The following is a 17,566-nucleotide window of genomic DNA, read 5'->3' on the forward strand; positions in this document are numbered from 1 at the left end:
CGACCGGCCCTGTTTTAATGACCGTAACCGCGCCAAGACGAGAAACCCGGGAATGGACCCTAACCAGGACAAAGAAGGTGTCATCAAGTATCGCCTCAATTTCACGGCGGCTCCGGCGGTTGACCACGTAGTCATTGCCGAACTGAACGCTTGGCGCACGATCCTCTATCGCTTGAGACTCACCGGACTGGATCCCCGACGGTATGGTGGTCTGGCCTACGGCAATGCCAGTATCCGCCAGGGACCCGCAGCCTTCCTGATCAGTGGAACGCAAACCGGAGGACACCCGCGAATCTCGGCCGAGCACTATAGCCTGGTCACCGGGTTCGATCTGGAGCAAAACCTGATCATCGCCCAAGGACCGATAGCACCATCTTCTGAAGCCCTGACCCATGCCGCCGTATATCGGAGCGAAAACGGAATCGAATGCGTACTACACGTCCATTCGCCCGAAATCTGGGAAAAGGCAGAAACCCTGGGTATTCCGGTCACCGATCCGAAGGTCGGTTACGGCACGCCGGAGATGGCCCTGGAAGTCGGACACCTGGTTCTAGACTCGAAAAATCCGGTGATCGCCATGGGCGGGCATGAAGACGGCATCATCGCGTTCGGGGGTACCGTAGAGGAAGCCGCCGCAAGCCTGATCCGCAACCTGGCCAAGGCTTTGGCCTGAGCCGCCACGCTATTTTCCGTGGCATCCGTCCGATCGCGGTGGAAACCGCGCGGCCCATGTGCCGGACCGATCTATCGTCCGCATCGCCCAGATACCCCAGTATTTGTACCGTAAGCCCAATGGTTCCAGCCGGCGGAACGTTGATTCTTGAGCAGAAAATTGAACAGCGTCAGCGCTTGCTCGCGACGTCCCATACGGATCATTGCTTCGACGATGCGCACCTCGTACGGCATATACGCGCCCCATGCCACCTTGCCGTCGCGCCGTCTTTCGAAATAATCTGAACGTCATCCTCGACTGCCGCATTTTAGTTCGAACCTTTCCGATGCACCCCGTTCGTCATTGGCTACCCTCCCGTTTTCTGCGCTACTCCGTGGCTTTCCAAGCCATCGGCGGAGCCGCCGCCCTGCTTGCGCCCGAAGGATCGACACTGTTTCTCGAGGCTCTAGCCGCCAATCATGCGATCGTGTTCGGCGCAAGCTTCTGGCCCACGGGCCCGCTGCTCGGCCCGAACCTCACCCGGCTTCCCGCCGAACGGGCGGAACTGAGGGAAATCGCACTGACATTCGACGATGGTCCCGATATCGAGACCACACCGAAAGTGCTCGATCTTTTGGATCGCTATCGAACCCAAGCCAGTTTTTTTTGCATCGCCTCCAGAGCCGAAAGGTATCCGGAGCTGACTCGCGAAATCGTATCGCGGGGTCATCGCATCGAAAATCACTCGTATCGCCACGCCCATACTTTCGCCTTGAGCGGTATCGGCGGTTTCAAGGAAGAAATCGGGCGAGCTCAAGCGGTGCTTACCGATCTTACAGGTTTTGCTCCGCGTTATTTCAGGGCTCCCGTCGGCATGCGAAACCCGTGGCTGCAACCGGTGCTGAGCAGCCTGGATCTGTCCTTGGTATCGTGGACGCGGCGGGGTTACGATGCCGTACTCGGCGATCCGCAGAAGATCGTTTGGCGTTTGTCGAGAAACCTCCGTGGCGGAGACATTCTGCTGTTGCACGACGGCTCCGCGGCCCGCGACCGCAATGGCCGCCCCGCGGTACTGGAAGCCCTGCCGAGATTGCTGGACGAAGTCTTTCGGCTGAATCTCACGCCCGTACCGCTATGACGAATCCGAGCTTCCTCAAACTGCCGAGTTCGCCACGGACGCCGGATCGAAGCTAAGTTGGTATCGGACGGTTATTGCGGTGAATGCTGTTCGTTTGCAGAATCCACCCGGACAATAGACGATGATCGGCGGAACGCCGGTCCTATTTGTTTTATTCCGGGAATTTCCGTCAACTTTAACCAAAAAAGAGAAAAAACAATGAAATTCAAATCTGCACTCGTCGCCCTGTTCGTTGCTGCATTCGTTCTGCTGGCCGGCTGCCGGACATCCCCGGTATACAACGTCTATAATGCGCCGGTCATGGTGACGGGCACCAAGCCTTATACCTCCGGCGACGTCGAGAAAGCCATCATCCGAGCCGGCGCTTCACTGGGCTGGCAAATCAGGAAAGTGGCGCCCGGAAAGCTCATCGGAACCTTGTTCATCCGCTCCCACATGGCCGAAGTGGACATCGCCTACGGCAAGGACAAATACGATATTCGCTACAGGAACAGCAATAATCTGAACTACGACGGCATCAAGATTCACAGCAATTACAACGGCTGGATTCAGAATCTCGATAATGCCATCAAACGTGAGCTGTTAAGTCTGTAAGTTGAGCAGTGGTTTTCGATTTCGGCCTTCTGGCCGAACATGCGGCCCGTCGCTACCGGCCGGCGGGCCGCTTCACCGAGGGATTCGTACGCGGCAAGTTGCGGCATGACCCCGTGTACTCCCATCTGATTTCCAACCCGAACTGGCTTCCCCAAAGCGGGCTCATTCTAGACCTGGGCTGCGGGAGAGGCATTCTTTTAAGTCTATTGTCGGAAGTTCGAAAACGAGCTCTGACCGCACTGTACGACGTGCGGCTCTGCGGCCTAGACTTGCGCACCAAGGATATCGCAGCCGCCAGGCGGGCCTTGGGCGATGAGGCAGAAATCAAGCTTGCCGACGTCCGCAGTGCTGCCCTCCCCGCCCCCGGAGCCGTTGTCCTGCTGGACCTTTTACTATATCTCCGGGCGGAGGAACAGGAGACTCTGCTCAAACGGATCGCCGACAGTTTACCCGCAGGCGGCACGTTGGTAATGCGGGAAGCGGATGCCGCTTCAGGCCTGAGCTTTCGCGCCACACGGACGGCTGAACGCCTGTGCGCCTTGGCGCGAGGCCAATTTAGCCAGCGCTATCATTACCGCAGCGAGACGGAATGGCGAGATCTACTCGAAGGACTGGGTTTCACCGTGGAAACGGCTCCGATGAGCAAAGGCACACCGTTCGCCAACGTGCTGTTCATTGCTCACCTCTGATCCCGCCGCATCGGAGGAAAATCATCGTCGATTACAATAACCGGAGTTCGTTATTCTTCTCCGTCGTCGTCTTCTTCTACGACCTTGAACTCGCCCTTCTTTATCAACATGATTTCTTTCTTTTTGGAGGCCCGACCAATGAACTCGGTCCCCAAGGTATAGGTGCCAAGTCTGGCTTGCTTGGGAACCTCGATGATGGCATTGACTTCCCAACGGCCGGGCTTGAGCTCAAAAGCCTGGGAACCGTCATAAATGCGTCTGCCCTTGTAATAAATCTTCCTGTAGAGGGTTCCCGTGTAGGTTTTATCAGGGCTGCCGGAGCAGAGGACATAAGTGAAATGATGGGTCAACTGCGCACCCGCCACCACTGCTTCGGGCGTCAACCGCTGCTCCTCGAGAAACGAGAAAGGGAGAGCTTTCGCGGCGCCGCAGTCATACTCCGTCCACACGTCTTCCGCTGAAGCAATCAGAAATTCGCCCACCTTATCGGCGTTTGATTCTTGCGTTTCAGGCGGGACGACGGAAACGACTTCCTTTGGCGGGGTAGACTTGCACGCAACCAAGGCCAAGCACAGTAACGGGATTGTTTTTTTTATAGGCATTAAGGATCTCTCCAATATTCACTACTACCGATCAGCGGAAACTGCGCATCATTCCGAAATGATCTGCCACCCGCCGTCTACGCGCTTGCTGGGCGGGCGGCGGCGCGCCGTGCTTTTTTTCTTAACTGCTTTCTTTACCGCTTTCACCGGGAAACTTTCGGGCTTTTTCGAGAGACTTGTCCTCTTATCGTTCGCAGCGACATTCGATGCAGCCGGGCGAGCAGGCTGATCCACCACCGGAACCGCTTTCTCTACCGGAATTTCAGGGGACGTCTCGGCCGGCACCGGCGGCGGTTCAGGCGCTTGCGCCTGAACCGGGTGTTGGGGAGGCCGATCTTTCAGTTCGACTGGACTCGGTTCAACAGTCTTGTTAGGAGTTTCACGAGGCGCTGCCACAGGCAGAAGATCGGGGGATTTTTCCAGACCCCGGAGCTGAAGAGTCTCTGCGGCAATGCTCGGACCGGATGGTTCGGATTCCACCGCGACCGGAGCGGCCGGCATGGATTTTTCATGACGATCGCCAATCGCCAGAAAAGCGATTAGCGGCAGCGACGCCAGTACCGCGATCCCCTTGATCCGTTGCCGGAGATAAGCAGCCGCCGCGGACACGGCGCCGGCCGGTTCTCCGACCAGAAGCCGCGTCTTTTCTTCTTTGAGAGGCTCACCGTCATCCAGAGGCGTTCCACCAAACCATGGCCCTTTGCCACTCAAACCTGCCGCGGCTTCTTCGATCGAGGGATCAGCCGTCGAGTCGTTCAAAAAAGCTTCCAGATCGGAACGAAATTCGGCCGCGCTCTGATAGCGATCCTGCGGGGACTTGGCGAGAGCACGTAGAACCACGACTTCCAGCCCCCGCGGGAGTTGCGACACGAACTTCCTGGGAGATTCGGGAGTTTCTTCAACCATCGCCCGGATCATTTCATAATTGGTGTTCCGGTTGAAAGGCACATGACCGGTCAGCATCTCGTAAAGCACTACGCCGATAGCATAGATGTCGGCCCGGAAGTCGATATCCTGGCCCCGGATCTGCTCGGGCGACATATAGCGGAGAGTGCCCACGAGGACGCCGGACTGGGTCAGACCGTTGGTTTCCAGCATACGGGCCACACCGAAATCCATCAGCTTGACTATGCCGGTCTGGGTCAAGATCAGGTTCGACGGCTTGATATCGCGGTGGATCACCTTGAGGATGTGAGCGTGCTCGAGGCCGTGCAGGGCCTGACAGATCAGCGGCACGGCGGTCTGCCACGGGATCGGACCGTAGCGCTTGATGAGTCGATCCAGCGTCTCGCCGCGCACGAATTCGAGCACCATGAAATACTTTTCCCCATCCCGGAACATGTGATGGAGCGTAACGATGTGCTGATGATTGAGACGGGCGAGAGTGATGGCTTCCTTCTGGAAGCGTTTGACGAGATCCGGCTGGTGCGTCAGTTCCGGACGCAGCAATTTCAGGGCGACCTCCCGCTCCAGCATGACGTCCACGCCCCTGAAAACCGTGCCCATTCCGCCTTCACCGACAAGCTCCAGAAGCTTGTAGCCTCCCACAACGGAACCTAAGTGCATATCTCCCCCCTATGCGGAGCTGGCACTACTCCGCGGACTCCTGAACGTCACTGTAATAAATAAACCTAAGGCCGAGCGCAATTTAGAGACCAAGCCTTTGGTACCGCCATATCCGGCCAAGCCCGGGGCTTGGTACGAGAGCCGCCGCGCAGATATCGCGTCCGATATCCCTACTACTCCTGGTGGCTCCGATTTTTACCTTACCCTCGTTTCCCTCGGTTGGCAACGGCTTCCTAAACACGATTCAGAGCGTGTTTCAGTTCGCGAGAATATTCAGCCCGCAGGCGGATGGCGGCGCCCCCGGAGTCAATCCGAGATGCTGCGGGAAGAAACCAAGCTGACTGTAACAACGGGCGACCCTGCCCCGGAATTATCCTTCAAAGACAAACCGGAATTCGCCATCCCGAATCAGGGAAGATTGACCAGGTCTGGCGCTTTCCACGCGGAATCGCGGTGTTCCGCGACAACCGTGGTATAGATGCCTCCCCGTACATTAAACCTGGCGGTGACGCGCATGAAGTTCGGTGCACAGGCACTGACCAGGTCATCGAGCATCCGATTGGTCACCGCTTCGTGGAAGGCGCCCTCTTCGCGGAAAGACCAGATGTAAAGTTTCAGCGATTTGAGCTCCACGCAAGCTCTGTTGGGTACATATTCGATCAGAATGGTGGCGAAATCGGGCTGACCGGTCTTCGGGCACAGACAGGTGAACTCCGGAATTTCGATACGGATCGTGTAATTGCGGCCGGGCTGCGGATTATCGAAGATTTCGAGATCTTTGCTGGGTGCGGATGACATAGAAACGGTATAAGGAACTTCGCGGATAGGCATTGCAGAGGATCGGCGGCACCGAACGAGTCCGGAATCACGCCAAAGAAATTAGTCCGTTATAATAGCGCCCGGTTCCATTACAAACCAGACTGACGGACTTGCCCGCTCTCGCGCCCCCCCTTCTATTCCCGCTGCCGCCCGCTACGGCGCAACACATCCGCCTCTTCTGATGCGGCTGGACAAGATCAAACTCGCGGGCTTCAAGTCCTTCGTCGACCCCACATCGATTCCTCTCCCCGGAAATCTCGTGGGCATCGTCGGACCGAACGGCTGCGGCAAATCCAATATCATCGACGCGGTGCGCTGGGTGATGGGCGAGAGTTCCGCCAGGCACCTTCGCGGCGACACCATGGCCGACGTGATCTTCAACGGCTCCAGTACGCGCAAGCCGGTAGGCCTGGCTTCGGTTGAACTGATCTTCGACAACGGCGAGGGCAAGGCACCGGGCGAATTCGCCAAATACCGGGAAATCTCGATCAAACGCCAGGTCACCCGAGACGGGCAATCGACTTATCTTCTGAACGGCGCGCGCTGCCGCCGCAAGGACATCACCGATCTATTCCTCGGCACCGGCCTGGGCTCGCGCAGCTACGCGATCATCGAGCAAGGCACCATTTCCCGTCTGATCGAAGCCAAGCCCGACGAACTCCGCGAGATCATCGAGGAAGCGGCGGGGATCTCGAAATACAAGGAAAGGCGCCACGAAACCGAGCTCCGCATGGGCCACACCCAGGAAAACCTCGACCGGCTGCAAGACTTGCGCGACGAGGTAGCGAAGCAATTGGCCAATCTTCAGCGCCAGGCCAAGAAGGCGGAAAAATATACCGCGCTGAAACAGGAGGAGCGCCGCTACAAGGAGCAATTGCTGGCCATCCGCTGGCGCAGATACGACGAACTTCTGCGCGATCACCAGAAATCCCTGGCCGCCTCCGAGCAGCTGTTCAAGCAACTGGTCGGCGAAGACAACCGCTTGAACGCGTCTCTGGAGCAGTACCGCGACCGCCACGAAGCACTGCAGCATCAACTCGGCGAACATCAAGGCCGCTATTACGAACTCGGCGCCGAAATCAGCCGGCTCGACCAGACCATCAAGCATGCCCGCAAGACGCGTGAAACCCTGATCCAGGAACAAGCCCGGCTCCACGGCGAAAAAGAACAGGCCCTTAATGATCTGGAAAACGACAAACGCCAGATTGAAACCGTGCGGGAAGAACTTGCTGCGGTCGAGGTTGGCCTCGAACAGGCCCTGGCCGCCGAAACCGAGGCGGTCAGACATCGTGATGAAGCAGACCGCGCCCTCAGAAATCTGCGCCAGGCGTTCGAATCGCTGAGCGCCGAGATCAACCGTTTCAAAGGCCAGGCCGAGATCCAGAGATCGCGTATGAAGCAACTGGAACACCAGGAACGCCAGCTCCAATCCCGGCGCGAACGCCTGGAAGCCGAACGTGCCGATCTCGAGACCACCGTGCAAACCGAAGGACTCGAAGAACTACAGCAGGAGCTGGCCGAACTCGAAGCCGAACGCGCGACGCTGCACGAGCGGCTGCAAAGCCTGAGCGACAGGATTCGGGAGGAACGCGATCGGGCCAAGGCCCGTCAGGACGAACTGAATGCCTGCCGCGCCGAAGTCCATGGCGTGCAGGGCAAGATCAGCTCGCTGGAAACGCTGCAACAGCACGCCATGGGCAAGGACCGCGCCGCGATCAGAAAATGGCTGGCGGAACGCGATCTCGATAATGCCGCTCGCCTGGCCGAACACCTGGACGTTAGCCCGGGCTGGGAGACGGCCGTGGAACGCGTTCTCGGCAGCTACCTCGAAGCCCTCTGCGTCGAAGGACCGGACTTCTACTGGCCGCATCTGGATGGGCTTCCCGGCGAATCCCTGGGTTTTTTTGAAACCCGCTCGACCGATGCGAACGGTGTACCGGCCGCGGAAAAACTCATCGCGAAGGTTCAATCCCCCTGGGACCTCGGCCCGCTGCTCGGCGCCGTGTACTGCGCGGACGATCTCGCGGCGGCAAAAGCTCTGAGCGAGCGCCTGGCGGATCACGAATCGGTCGTGACCGCGGACGGCATTCATCTGGGCCGGGGCTGGCTGGCGGTCCGCAAGCCGGACGACGGCAAAGCCGGCATGATCAAGCGGGAGCGCGATCTGCGAGAGTTGAAGGCACGGCGCGACGGCTTGCTGGAGAAAACCCGGGCACTGGAGCAGGACCTCGCCGAAGCCGATCAGGCGGTAAAGGACGCTGAGCACGAGCGGGAGCATCTGCAGGCGAAGGAGCGCAGCCTGGGGGCCGATCAGGCCCGGCTCAAGGCCGAAGCCAGCGCGGCCGCGGCGCGCTGCGAACAGGCCGCGAAGCGGCTCCGGCAGCTCGAACATGAACTGGTCGATCTGGAAGAAAATCAGTCTCAAGCCATCGAAGAAACCGCCGAAGCCAGAACCGGTCTGATCGAGGCCGAAGAACGCCTCGCCGAACTGGAACCGAAAACGGCTGACCACGCCGTCCGGCGGGAGGAGCTGGAAGTTCTCCTCGGCAATGCCGACACATCCCTGCAAGCGGCGCGAGACGGGGTCCACGAACTCAAGACTCGTCTGGAAACACTGAAATCCGCCGAAGGCTTGACCCGGAAACATTTGGAACGGGCGCAGCACCTGTACGATCAGTCGCTGGGACGGTTGGAAACCGTCAGCGCACAAATGAGCGAGGCGGAAACGCCGGTCGAGGAGGAACAGGCCCGCTTGGACGAGCTGTCGGAACAGCGCGTCGAGGTCGAGCGGGCTTTGTCGGATTTGCGCAAACGTTCCGGCGAACTGGAAGCCGAAACGCGCCGCATCGACGAAGCCCGAATCCGCAATCAAAGGGATCTGGAGAACCTCAAGCAGCGCCTCGAACAAGCCAAACTGGAGCTACAAGCGAACGAGGTGCGCCGGCAAACGGTACAGGAACAATTCGAAGAACTGGGCGCTGTGGCGGAGGCGGTTTTGGCCGAGCTCCCGGACGACGCCGACGAGAAAATCTGGCAGAAGCGAGTCGCCGAACTCGGAGAGGAAATCATCAGGCTGGGCGCGGTCAATCTGACGGCGATGGAAGAATACCTGGCCCAATCGGAACGGATGAAATTTCTCGATCAACAGCACCAGGATCTGACCGAGTCTCTGGCCACGCTGCGAGAAGCCATCGAGAAAATCGACCGCGAATGCCGGACCCGCTTCAAGGAAACCTTCGACCGGGTAAACGCCGGCCTGCAACGGATGTTTCCCAAGCTTTTCGGCGGCGGGCAGGCGTCGCTGGATCTCACCGAACGCGACTTGCTGCATACCGGCGTCAGCATCATGGCACGGCCGCCCGGCAAGCGGAACAGTTCGATTCATCTGTTGTCGGGCGGCGAAAAGGCGCTCACGGCAGTCGCACTGGTTTTCGCCATCTTCGAACTCAACCCGGCACCCTTCTGCCTGCTCGACGAAGTCGACGCCCCGCTGGACGACGCCAATGTCGGCCGCTTCAGCCAGTTGGTCAAGGAAATGTCCGAAAAGGTACAATTCCTGTTCATTTCGCATAATAAGGTGACGATGGAAATCGCCCAGCATTTGGCCGGCGTCACCATGAAAGAACCCGGCGTATCCCGTATCGTCGCGGTGGATATCGACGCCGCAGTGGAAATGTCGGCGGTTTGAAAGCGTAATGGATTTCAGTTCCGCGCGGGCCGCGCGCCCGCATGAGATAACTTTGCCGCCGTTGGCGGCTTCCTTATTTCCAGGCTGTCCGACAGCCTTTGAGGAAACAGATGGATAGAGATACCGTACGTTTGATCCTGCTGGCGATCGGCATCATCGTCATCGCCGGCATCTATGTCTGGGGCAGATATAAGCAAGAAATCCTGGATTTTCTGCAACGGCGCGGCGAATTCGACGAGCTGGATTTCGACCCCTCGATCGACCGGGAGCAGCCCGACTACTCCGAGCTGGACGAAATCGAAAGCGTTCGTGTTCCGGATAGAAACGAGCGGCGTTTTTCCGACGACGAATTCGATCTCGGAGAAGAGCCGGCAGAGGTGGTCGAAACGCCGCGTAGAACTTCGCGGGAAACCGATAAGAATGCCGCCCTGGGCGCGCCGTTTCTGATACAGCTCAGCGTTGTCGCTGGCGAAGACTTCGTTTTTGCCGGCGAAGACCTCAAGAATGCCCTGCTGGACCTCGACCTGATCCATGGCGAGATGGGCATTTTTCACCGCTATGACCAGGACTTCCGCAAGCCGCTATTCAGCGTGGCCAGCCTGGTGAAACCCGGAACGTTTCCCATCGACGACATGACGTCCTTCGAATGTCCCGGCGTAATCCTGTTCTTCCAGCCGGCAACGGTCGATGACCCCTTGTATGTGTTCGACAATTTGGTCAACACTTGCCATGAACTCGCCGTTCGCTTGGACGGGATCGAGTGGGACGAAACCCGCTCCCCGCTGACCACGGCAAAAATCGCTCAAATGCGCAACCGCCTGGAAGAGGCTTACGAGTAGCCGTGAACACTCCGGAAGAGATCAAACGCCGCGCGGATGACTTGCGCAAGGACATCGAATTTCACAACCAGCGCTATTATCAGCTCGATTCGCCGCTGATTTCGGATGCCGAGTACGACCGTCTAATGCAGGAACTGCTGGCGATCGAGCGGCAATATCCGGAACTCGCGACACCGGACTCCCCGACCCAGCGGGTCGGCGCTCCACCGGTCGCAGCGTTTGCCGCGGTACGCCATGAAATCCCCATGCTGTCGTTGGACAATGCCTTCAGCGACGAGGACGTCGAGGATTTCCACCGCCGCGTGTGCCAGCGGCTCGAACGCAACGACATCGGCTATCTGGTGGAGCCCAAGCTCGACGGTCTCGCGGTGAGCCTCGTTTACGACAAGGGCGTCCTGGTGTGCGGGGCGACGCGCGGCGACGGCCAGACCGGCGAGGACATTTCCCACAATGTCCGCACCATACGCGACATTCCCTTGCGCCTCGCTGGCGAGGGCTGGCCGGACCGACTGGAAGTCAGAGGCGAAGTGTTCATGTCGAAACAGGGCTTCCTCGCCCTGAATGAGCGGGCACGCCAAAACGGCGACAAGGTTTTCGTCAACCCGCGCAATGCCGCCGCCGGAAGTCTCCGGCAACTCGACGCCAAGATCACCGCCTCGCGCCCGCTCCGGTTTTACGCATACGGCTATGGCGTGTTTCCCGGTGACCAACTGCCGGAAACCCAAAAGGAGCTGATGGACCGCTTCAAGTCCTGGGGCATACCGGTCAACCCGGAACTGCACGTGGTCCGGGGCGTAGCCGGCTGTCTCGCGTATTTCAAGGATCTTCTGGCCCGGCGGCACGATCTCCCGTACGAGATCGACGGCGTGGTGTACAAGGTCGACCGGCTCGCCGACCGGCGCGTGCTGGGCTTCGTCGCCCGCGCGCCGCGCTGGGCTATCGCCCACAAATTTCCGGCCGAGGAAGCCACCACCAAGGTCATCGCCATCGAGGTTCAAGTGGGGCGCACCGGTGCTATGACTCCGGTGGCACGGCTGGAACCGGTTTTCGTGGGCGGCGTGACCGTGACCAATGCGACCCTGCACAACGCGGACGAAGTGCATCGGCGCGACGTTCGGGCCGGCGATACGGTAGTCGTTCGCCGCGCCGGCGATGTGATCCCGGAAGTGGTGAAAAGCCTGCCGGAACTTCGCCCGGCCGATGCGCAGGTCTTCCAGATGCCGAGCCGGTGTCCCGTGTGCGGCTCGGAAGTGGAACTGGAGCCTGGCGAAGCCATCGCCCGTTGCAGCGGCGGCCTGTTCTGTGCCGCGCAACACAGGGAATCGATCAAGCATTTCGCGTCGCGCCGCGCCATGGACATCGACGGCCTGGGAGACAAGCTGGTCGATCAGATTCTCGAAAAGGGGTTAATCGAAACCGTCGCCGATCTCTTTCACCTCGACGTCGAACGGCTCGCGGCACTGGAGCGGATGGGACGGAAATCGGCGGAGAATCTGATCAATGCCCTGGAAAGGAGCAAACACACCACTCTGCCCCGCTTCCTTTACGCTCTGGGCATCCGCGAAGTCGGCGAAGTCACCGCGCAAACACTGGCCCAGCATTTCCGGACACTCGACAAGATCATGGCCGCGGACGAGGAAGCACTGCAGAAAGTGCCGGACATAGGCCCGTCCGTGGCCCATCACATCTACACATTCTTCCGGCAGCCGCATAATGTCGAGGTCGTTCAGGCACTACTCGCCGCCGGAGTGCATTGGGACGAAATCGCGGAGGTGAAAACCGACCAGCCGTTGCAGGGCCGAACCTTCGTCATCACCGGCACGCTCTCCGCCATGTCCCGCGACGAAGCGAAAGCCCGGCTTCAGGCTCTCGGGGGCAAGGTCACCGGTAGCGTGTCCAAAAACACCAGCTACGTGATCGCCGGTGCCGACCCCGGCTCGAAGCTGACCAAGGCCGAGGAACTCGGGGTTGAAGTATTGGATGAAGCGGCTTTTTTGCGCTTGATCGAAACCTGAAAAGGTAGGCGATGCGTCCCCTGCGGCTCCGCGAAAATCGGCAAGGGATTGCCGACTACCACTAGAGCATCTCCGAATCTACCCTACGGGAGCTCGTGAGTAGGTCGGCAATCCCTTGCCGACACCGCCGCCTGACCGATAGGTTCGTCGGCAAAGGATTGCCGACCTACGAACGTTTGAGTCGATCTACCTTGGCCGAAGGTGCCTACAACTGCTGCTAAGCCTGTTTCGCCGGATAAACGAGATGAAAACGCTCCAGGCGCCGTTTCACTCCGCGATCACGCAGCCACGCGGGGCTATCCGCGGGATTGCCGCCCCAACATAGAGGCCGGGAATCGACAAAAAGAAAAAACCCACCATGAGGTGGGTCAAGAGGAGGAAGAACTCTTACCTATTGACAGCTCGGTAGCTCGCAAGTTCACGTTCACGCAACTTTTTGTTGCCCGACCTCCACGATTTGTTGCGGTAACAGTCTCATCCACTCGGCGAGAAATCCCATCCTCATGGAGAAGAAGTGAGCCGATCGAAAACTGCTCCGCACCCTTCAAAACAAAATATGGATTCGGAACCAAATGTCAGAGGTCAGTAATCGTTTACCGACATAGGTTTCTCGAGGTGTTACGCAATACCTGAGAAAGCTCCGTCAGCCTTCATTGCGCCCGTTGCCGATTTAACAGGTAATAAACCACCGGCACCACGTAGAGCGAAAACGCGGTCGACGCAAAAATGCCGAAGATGAAACTCCAGGCGAGCCCGGAGAAGATGGGATCCAGGGTGATGACGAAAGAGCCGAACAGCGCGGCCGCGGCAGTGAGAAAGATGGGCCGGAACCGGGTGGCGCCGGCTTCGATGAGGGCATCGATCAGTGTTTCTCCCTGCTCCCGCAACCGCTCGATGAAGTCGATAAGAATGATGGAATTGCGCACCACGATGCCGGCTAGGGCGATCATGCCGATCATGGCGGTGGCGGTGAAAAGAATCGGATTGTCGAAACCCGCCACGGGTTCGGTGAACAGCAGGTTGAGCAATGCGAAACCCGGCATGATGCCGATAACGGTCAAGGGAATCGCCACCATGATGATGAGCGGCATCCCCAAGGAACCCGTCTGCGCCACCAGGAGCACGTAAATCATGAGCAGGGCCGCGCCGAACGCGAGCCCCAGATCGCGGAATACGTCCACCGTGATCTTCCACTCCCCTTCCCCGGCCAGATCGACCGCATAGCCTTCGGGCAGCGGCTTTTCCTTTTCGATGTCCCACCAGTCGAAAACGGCCTCCACCGGACTCCGCCCCGCCATTTCCGCGGTCACGTAGCTCAGGCGCCTGAGGTCTTTATGATAAATCGTGAGATCCGCCGGTTCCTCCGTCGCATGGCCGATTTCGCCCAGCGGCACCAGCGAGCCGTCCAGGCCTTTCACCCGCAGCGCATTCAGATCGGCCATGGAGGAACGCTCCGCGCGCCGCAGCCGCATGACGATTACCAGGGGCTGGCGTTCGGACGAAACGTGCACGACGCCGGCGGACATTCCGTTCAACGCTGCGCGTAGGGTCTCCGCAACCTCCGCCACGGTTACGCCGTGCAGCGCGGCCTGCTGACGGTCCAACCGATAGCGGATCACGGTCTGCGGCTCGTCGACGGTGTCGTCCACGTCGACCACCCCTTCGATTCCGGCGATCTCCTGCTTTACGCCTTCGGCAACCCGCGCCAGATCGGCATAATCCGCGTCCAGGGGACCGTACACTTCGGCCACGAAAGTCGACAGCACCGGAGGACCCGGAGGGGTTTCGACGATCTTGGCATTGGCGCCGTAAGCCTTGGCGATCCGCTCGATGTCGGGACGGATGCGCAGGGCGATCTCGTGGGACTGTTGCTCGCGCCGCTCCTTGGGCAGGAGGTTGATCCGAATCTCCGCCTGATACGGTTCCCGCCGCAGATAGTAATGCCGCACCAGTCCGTTGAAATCCATGGGCGATGCGAGTCCCACGTAAGTCTCGAAATCGGTCACTTCGTTGACGGCGGCGAGATAATCGCCAAGCGCCCGCGCCGCCGCGTCGGTTCGTTCCAGGGTGGTGCCGCGCGGCATGTCGACGACGATTTGCAGCTCGTTCTTGTTGTCGAAAGGCAGGAGCTTCAGCGGCACGATGCGAAACACCGCCAGCAGGGCGGAAACCACGAAGGCCGCCAGCACCAGCCATAGAAAGATTTTCGCCCGACCGGCGGTTGCCAGGAGTCCGCCCAGGGTGCGGTGATAAAACCGGTACACCGCGCTCTTTTTGATTTCGAACGCTTCCTCGCCCTTGCCGTACTCGCTCTTGAGGAGGTAATAGCTCGCCCAGGGAGTTACCGTGAACGCCACCAGGAGCGACATCAGCATCGCGATGGGCACGTTGAAAGCCATGGGCGCCATGTACGGCCCCATCATGCCGGTGATGAAGAACATCGGCAAAAAGGACACGATGACGGTGAAGGTCGCGAAGATGGTGGGCGGACGGACCTCGTCGACCGCGGTCAAGGTGGCGTCCAGGGGAGGCTCCCGGCGCAGCTTGAAATGGCGAAAGATGTTTTCCACGTCGACGATGGGATCGTCCACCAAAAGTCCCAGCGACAGAATCAGCGCGAACAGGGTCACGCGGTTGATGGTGTAGCCGAAGATGAGATCGCAGAACAGGGTCACGCCCAAAGTCATCGGCACCGCGAGGGCAACGATGAAAGACTCCTTCGGCCCCAGGGCGAAAGCCAACAGAACGATGATCGTGGCGATGGCGATGAACAGATGTCGGACCAGTTCGTTGACCTTGTGATCCGCGGTCTCGCCGTAATTGCGGGTGATGTTGACGGTGACGTCTTCGGGAATGACGGTGCCGTATAGCCCGCTCGCCGCTTCGATGACCTCTTCGGCCACCGCGACGGCGTTCGCCCCTTTCCGCTTGGCGACGGCCAGAGTAACCGCTTGCCGCTCTTCGCCGGGTCTCGCCGCTTCCGTTTCGCCCAACCGGGGGCTTTCCGCGGCTGCCGGCCCGTAGCCGATCCGCGTGTAGCCCTCGAACTCCCGCGGACCGTCGATCAACTCCGCCACGTTGCGGAGATAAACCAGTCTGCCGCCCTGCCCGGCTACCGGCGTGCCGGCGACCTCGTCCGCACCGGTGAAGAACGGGCCGGCATCCAGGCGGACGACGCGGTTGGCCTGTTCGAAGGTTCCGGCCTGCAGGTTTATGTTGGCGGCCTGCAAGGCTCGCATCACATCCAGAACGGTCGTGCCGTGCGCCGCCAAGCGCGCGGGATCGGGATAGATCGAAACCTGCCGGCGCTCGCCGCCGACCACGGTGATCTTGCCGGCATCCTCCACCACGGCCAGCTTGTCCTTCATCTCGTCGGCCAAACGGCGCAGCGCCGCCGTATCGTAGCTCGGATCGCTCGAGGACAAAGCCAGTGTGACGATGGGAACATCGTCGATTTCCACCGGCTTCACGGTCCACGAATTCACCAGCGGCGGGATCCGATCCTGATTGGACATCAGCTTGTTCCAGACCTTGACCAGACTGTCCTCACGGTCTTCGCCGACATAAAAGCGCACCGTCACCAAGGCCTCGCCTTCCCGTGAAACCGAGTAGACGTACTCGACGCCGTCGATCTCCCGCAGCAGGGTCTCGAGCGGTGTCGAAACCAGTTTTTCGACTTCCTCGGCGCGGGCGCCCGGCGCGTTGATCAACACATCCGCCACCGGTACCACGATCTGTGGTTCTTCTTCGCGCGGCGTCAGTACCAGCGCGGCGAACCCGGCCAGAAAGGACCCGATCAGCAGCAGGATCGAAAGCTTGGAGGTGATGAACAGCTCGACGATGCGAGCCGTCAATCCTCGCTCGACAGGCGTTTCGGCACTCATCGACCGGCCTCCGGGAGCAGCACGGTATCACCTTCATCGAGTCCCGAGAGAATTTCGATCTGACCGTCGTGCCGCTTGCCGGTGCGGACGTGACGCAGCCGGACCTTATCGTCGACTACCAGCCGTACGCTCTCGAGTTGTCCGACGCGGCTCACGGCGGAAACCGGCAGCAACAGCACCTCGTCCTGACCGCAGGCTTGATAGAGCCAGCCGAACGCGCCGGGCTGCACGCCCGAATCTTCGGGCAAGCGGGCTTTCACCAGCACGGTTCGGGTCCTGGGATCGGCGGCAGGTTGGATTTCGTCCGCCACGGCATCGAGTTCTCGTTCCGGATTGGCGATGCGGACCTTGAGTTCATCTCCGATTTCGACCAGGCCGGCGCACTCGGCGGGGATGGCGCTCTCGATCCGAAGCCGCTGCGATTCCTGAAGAACCAGGATCGGCGAACCGGGCAAGGCCATGTCGCCCGGTTCCAGACGGCGTTCGACGATGATTCCGTCGAAGGGCGCGCGCAGCACCGTTTCCGTCTGCGAGGATTCCGCCTCGCGAATCGCATCTCTCGCTTCCCGCACTTGCGCTTCGGCGGTCCGGGCCGCCGCCAGCGCGGCATCGAGGGCTTGCCGGGTCGCGGCCTCTTTGTCGTAAAGATTTTGGATTCGGCGGGCATCGGCGCGAGCGTGTCCGGCCTGCGCCTCCGCGGCGGCGAGCGCGGCTCGTGCCTGGCCCAGACGCGAGCGGGTTTCGCGTTCGTCGAGACGTGCCAGCACCTGATCCTTCTTGACGCGATCGCCCGCGCGAACCGCGATTTCCAGAATCCTGCCGGGAATCTTGGGAGCGATCTGCGCCACCGTCCGCGCCGCGGCGGTGCCGGGCCAGGCGAAGATTTTTTCGACCGCCTTGCGAACCACCTTAACCGTTGGCGCGCGCTCTTCGGCTTTCCCATTCGCCACGGACTCGCTCACCCCCGGTTCCACCTTGTCTTTGAAGCCCCCTTGCATCCACACGAGAAGCACGATCAAAACGGCCGCCGCGATCAGAGCATAGATCAGCTTGGTCCTGGACTGCTTGGAATGGGTCATG

General features: G+C 59.9%; 12 protein-coding genes. 7 read left to right on the top strand and 5 right to left on the bottom strand.

Features of this window, described 5'->3' with window-relative positions:
- The first annotated feature begins 52 nt into the window (after positions 1-52).
- The 4 genes from sS8_RS12590 to sS8_RS12605 all read left to right on the top strand — a co-directional run bounded on the left by sS8_RS12590 (position 53) and on the right by sS8_RS12605 (position 3,073).
- Positions 53-673 carry a class II aldolase/adducin family protein gene (locus sS8_RS12590; protein WP_119629931.1) on the top strand — a complete coding sequence of 207 codons (621 nt, stop codon included), beginning with the start codon at positions 53-55 and terminating at the stop codon, positions 671-673.
- A 325-nt stretch (positions 674-998) separates the two neighbouring features.
- Complete coding sequence (locus sS8_RS12595) at positions 999-1,790, top strand: polysaccharide deacetylase family protein (RefSeq protein ID WP_119629932.1); 792 nt, start codon at positions 999-1,001, stop codon at positions 1,788-1,790.
- Positions 1,791-1,988: 198 nt separating this feature from the next.
- Positions 1,989-2,384, top strand: a complete 396-nt coding sequence (locus tag sS8_RS12600; RefSeq protein WP_119629933.1) for a hypothetical protein — start codon at positions 1,989-1,991, stop codon at positions 2,382-2,384.
- 8 nt (positions 2,385-2,392) lie between these two features.
- Positions 2,393-3,073, top strand: a complete 681-nt coding sequence (locus sS8_RS12605) for a class I SAM-dependent methyltransferase (protein WP_119629934.1) — start codon at positions 2,393-2,395, stop codon at positions 3,071-3,073.
- A gap of 50 nt (positions 3,074-3,123) precedes the next feature.
- Here sS8_RS12605 and sS8_RS12610 read toward each other — a convergent pair whose 3' ends face one another.
- From sS8_RS12610 to queF, 3 genes are all read right to left on the bottom strand, one after another.
- On the bottom strand, positions 3,124-3,675 hold the full coding sequence (locus tag sS8_RS12610) for a hypothetical protein (protein ID WP_145986522.1): 552 nt from the start codon (positions 3,673-3,675) through the stop codon (positions 3,124-3,126).
- Positions 3,676-3,723: 48 nt separating this feature from the next.
- Complete coding sequence (locus sS8_RS12615) at positions 3,724-5,241, bottom strand: serine/threonine protein kinase (RefSeq protein WP_119629936.1); 1,518 nt, start codon at positions 5,239-5,241, stop codon at positions 3,724-3,726.
- Positions 5,242-5,649: 408 nt separating this feature from the next.
- Positions 5,650-6,039, bottom strand: coding sequence for a preQ(1) synthase (queF, locus tag sS8_RS12620; protein ID WP_119629937.1), 390 nt, complete (start codon positions 6,037-6,039; stop codon positions 5,650-5,652).
- Positions 6,040-6,241: 202 nt separating this feature from the next.
- On the opposite strand from queF, the gene smc reads away from it, so the two are divergent.
- The 3 genes from smc (at position 6,242) to ligA (ending at position 12,602) form a co-directional block, all read left to right on the top strand.
- Complete coding sequence (smc, locus tag sS8_RS12625; protein ID WP_119629938.1) at positions 6,242-9,748, top strand: chromosome segregation protein SMC; 3,507 nt, start codon at positions 6,242-6,244, stop codon at positions 9,746-9,748.
- A 110-nt stretch (positions 9,749-9,858) separates the two neighbouring features.
- Positions 9,859-10,587, top strand: coding sequence for a cell division protein ZipA (locus sS8_RS12630; protein WP_119629939.1), 729 nt, complete (start codon positions 9,859-9,861; stop codon positions 10,585-10,587).
- Positions 10,588-10,589: 2 nt separating this feature from the next.
- The gene (gene ligA / locus sS8_RS12635; RefSeq protein WP_119629940.1) at positions 10,590-12,602 is read left to right on the top strand and encodes an NAD-dependent DNA ligase LigA; all 2,013 of its coding nucleotides are present in this window, start codon (positions 10,590-10,592) and stop codon (positions 12,600-12,602) included.
- A 650-nt stretch (positions 12,603-13,252) separates the two neighbouring features.
- On the opposite strand, the gene sS8_RS12640 is transcribed toward ligA, so the two are convergent.
- A complete protein-coding gene (locus tag sS8_RS12640) occupies positions 13,253-16,486 on the bottom strand; it encodes an efflux RND transporter permease subunit (protein WP_119629941.1) in 3,234 nt (1,077 codons plus the stop codon).
- Positions 16,483-17,565: an efflux RND transporter periplasmic adaptor subunit gene (locus sS8_RS12645; RefSeq protein WP_119629942.1), complete on the bottom strand. Its 1,083-nt coding sequence runs from the start codon at positions 17,563-17,565 to the stop codon at positions 16,483-16,485. Before sS8_RS12645 ends, sS8_RS12640 begins: the two co-directional genes overlap by 4 nt.
- Position 17,566 lies beyond the last annotated feature (1 nt).

It is taken from the genome of Methylocaldum marinum (assembly GCF_003584645.1).
Lineage (GTDB): Bacteria > Pseudomonadota > Gammaproteobacteria > Methylococcales > Methylococcaceae > Methylocaldum > Methylocaldum marinum.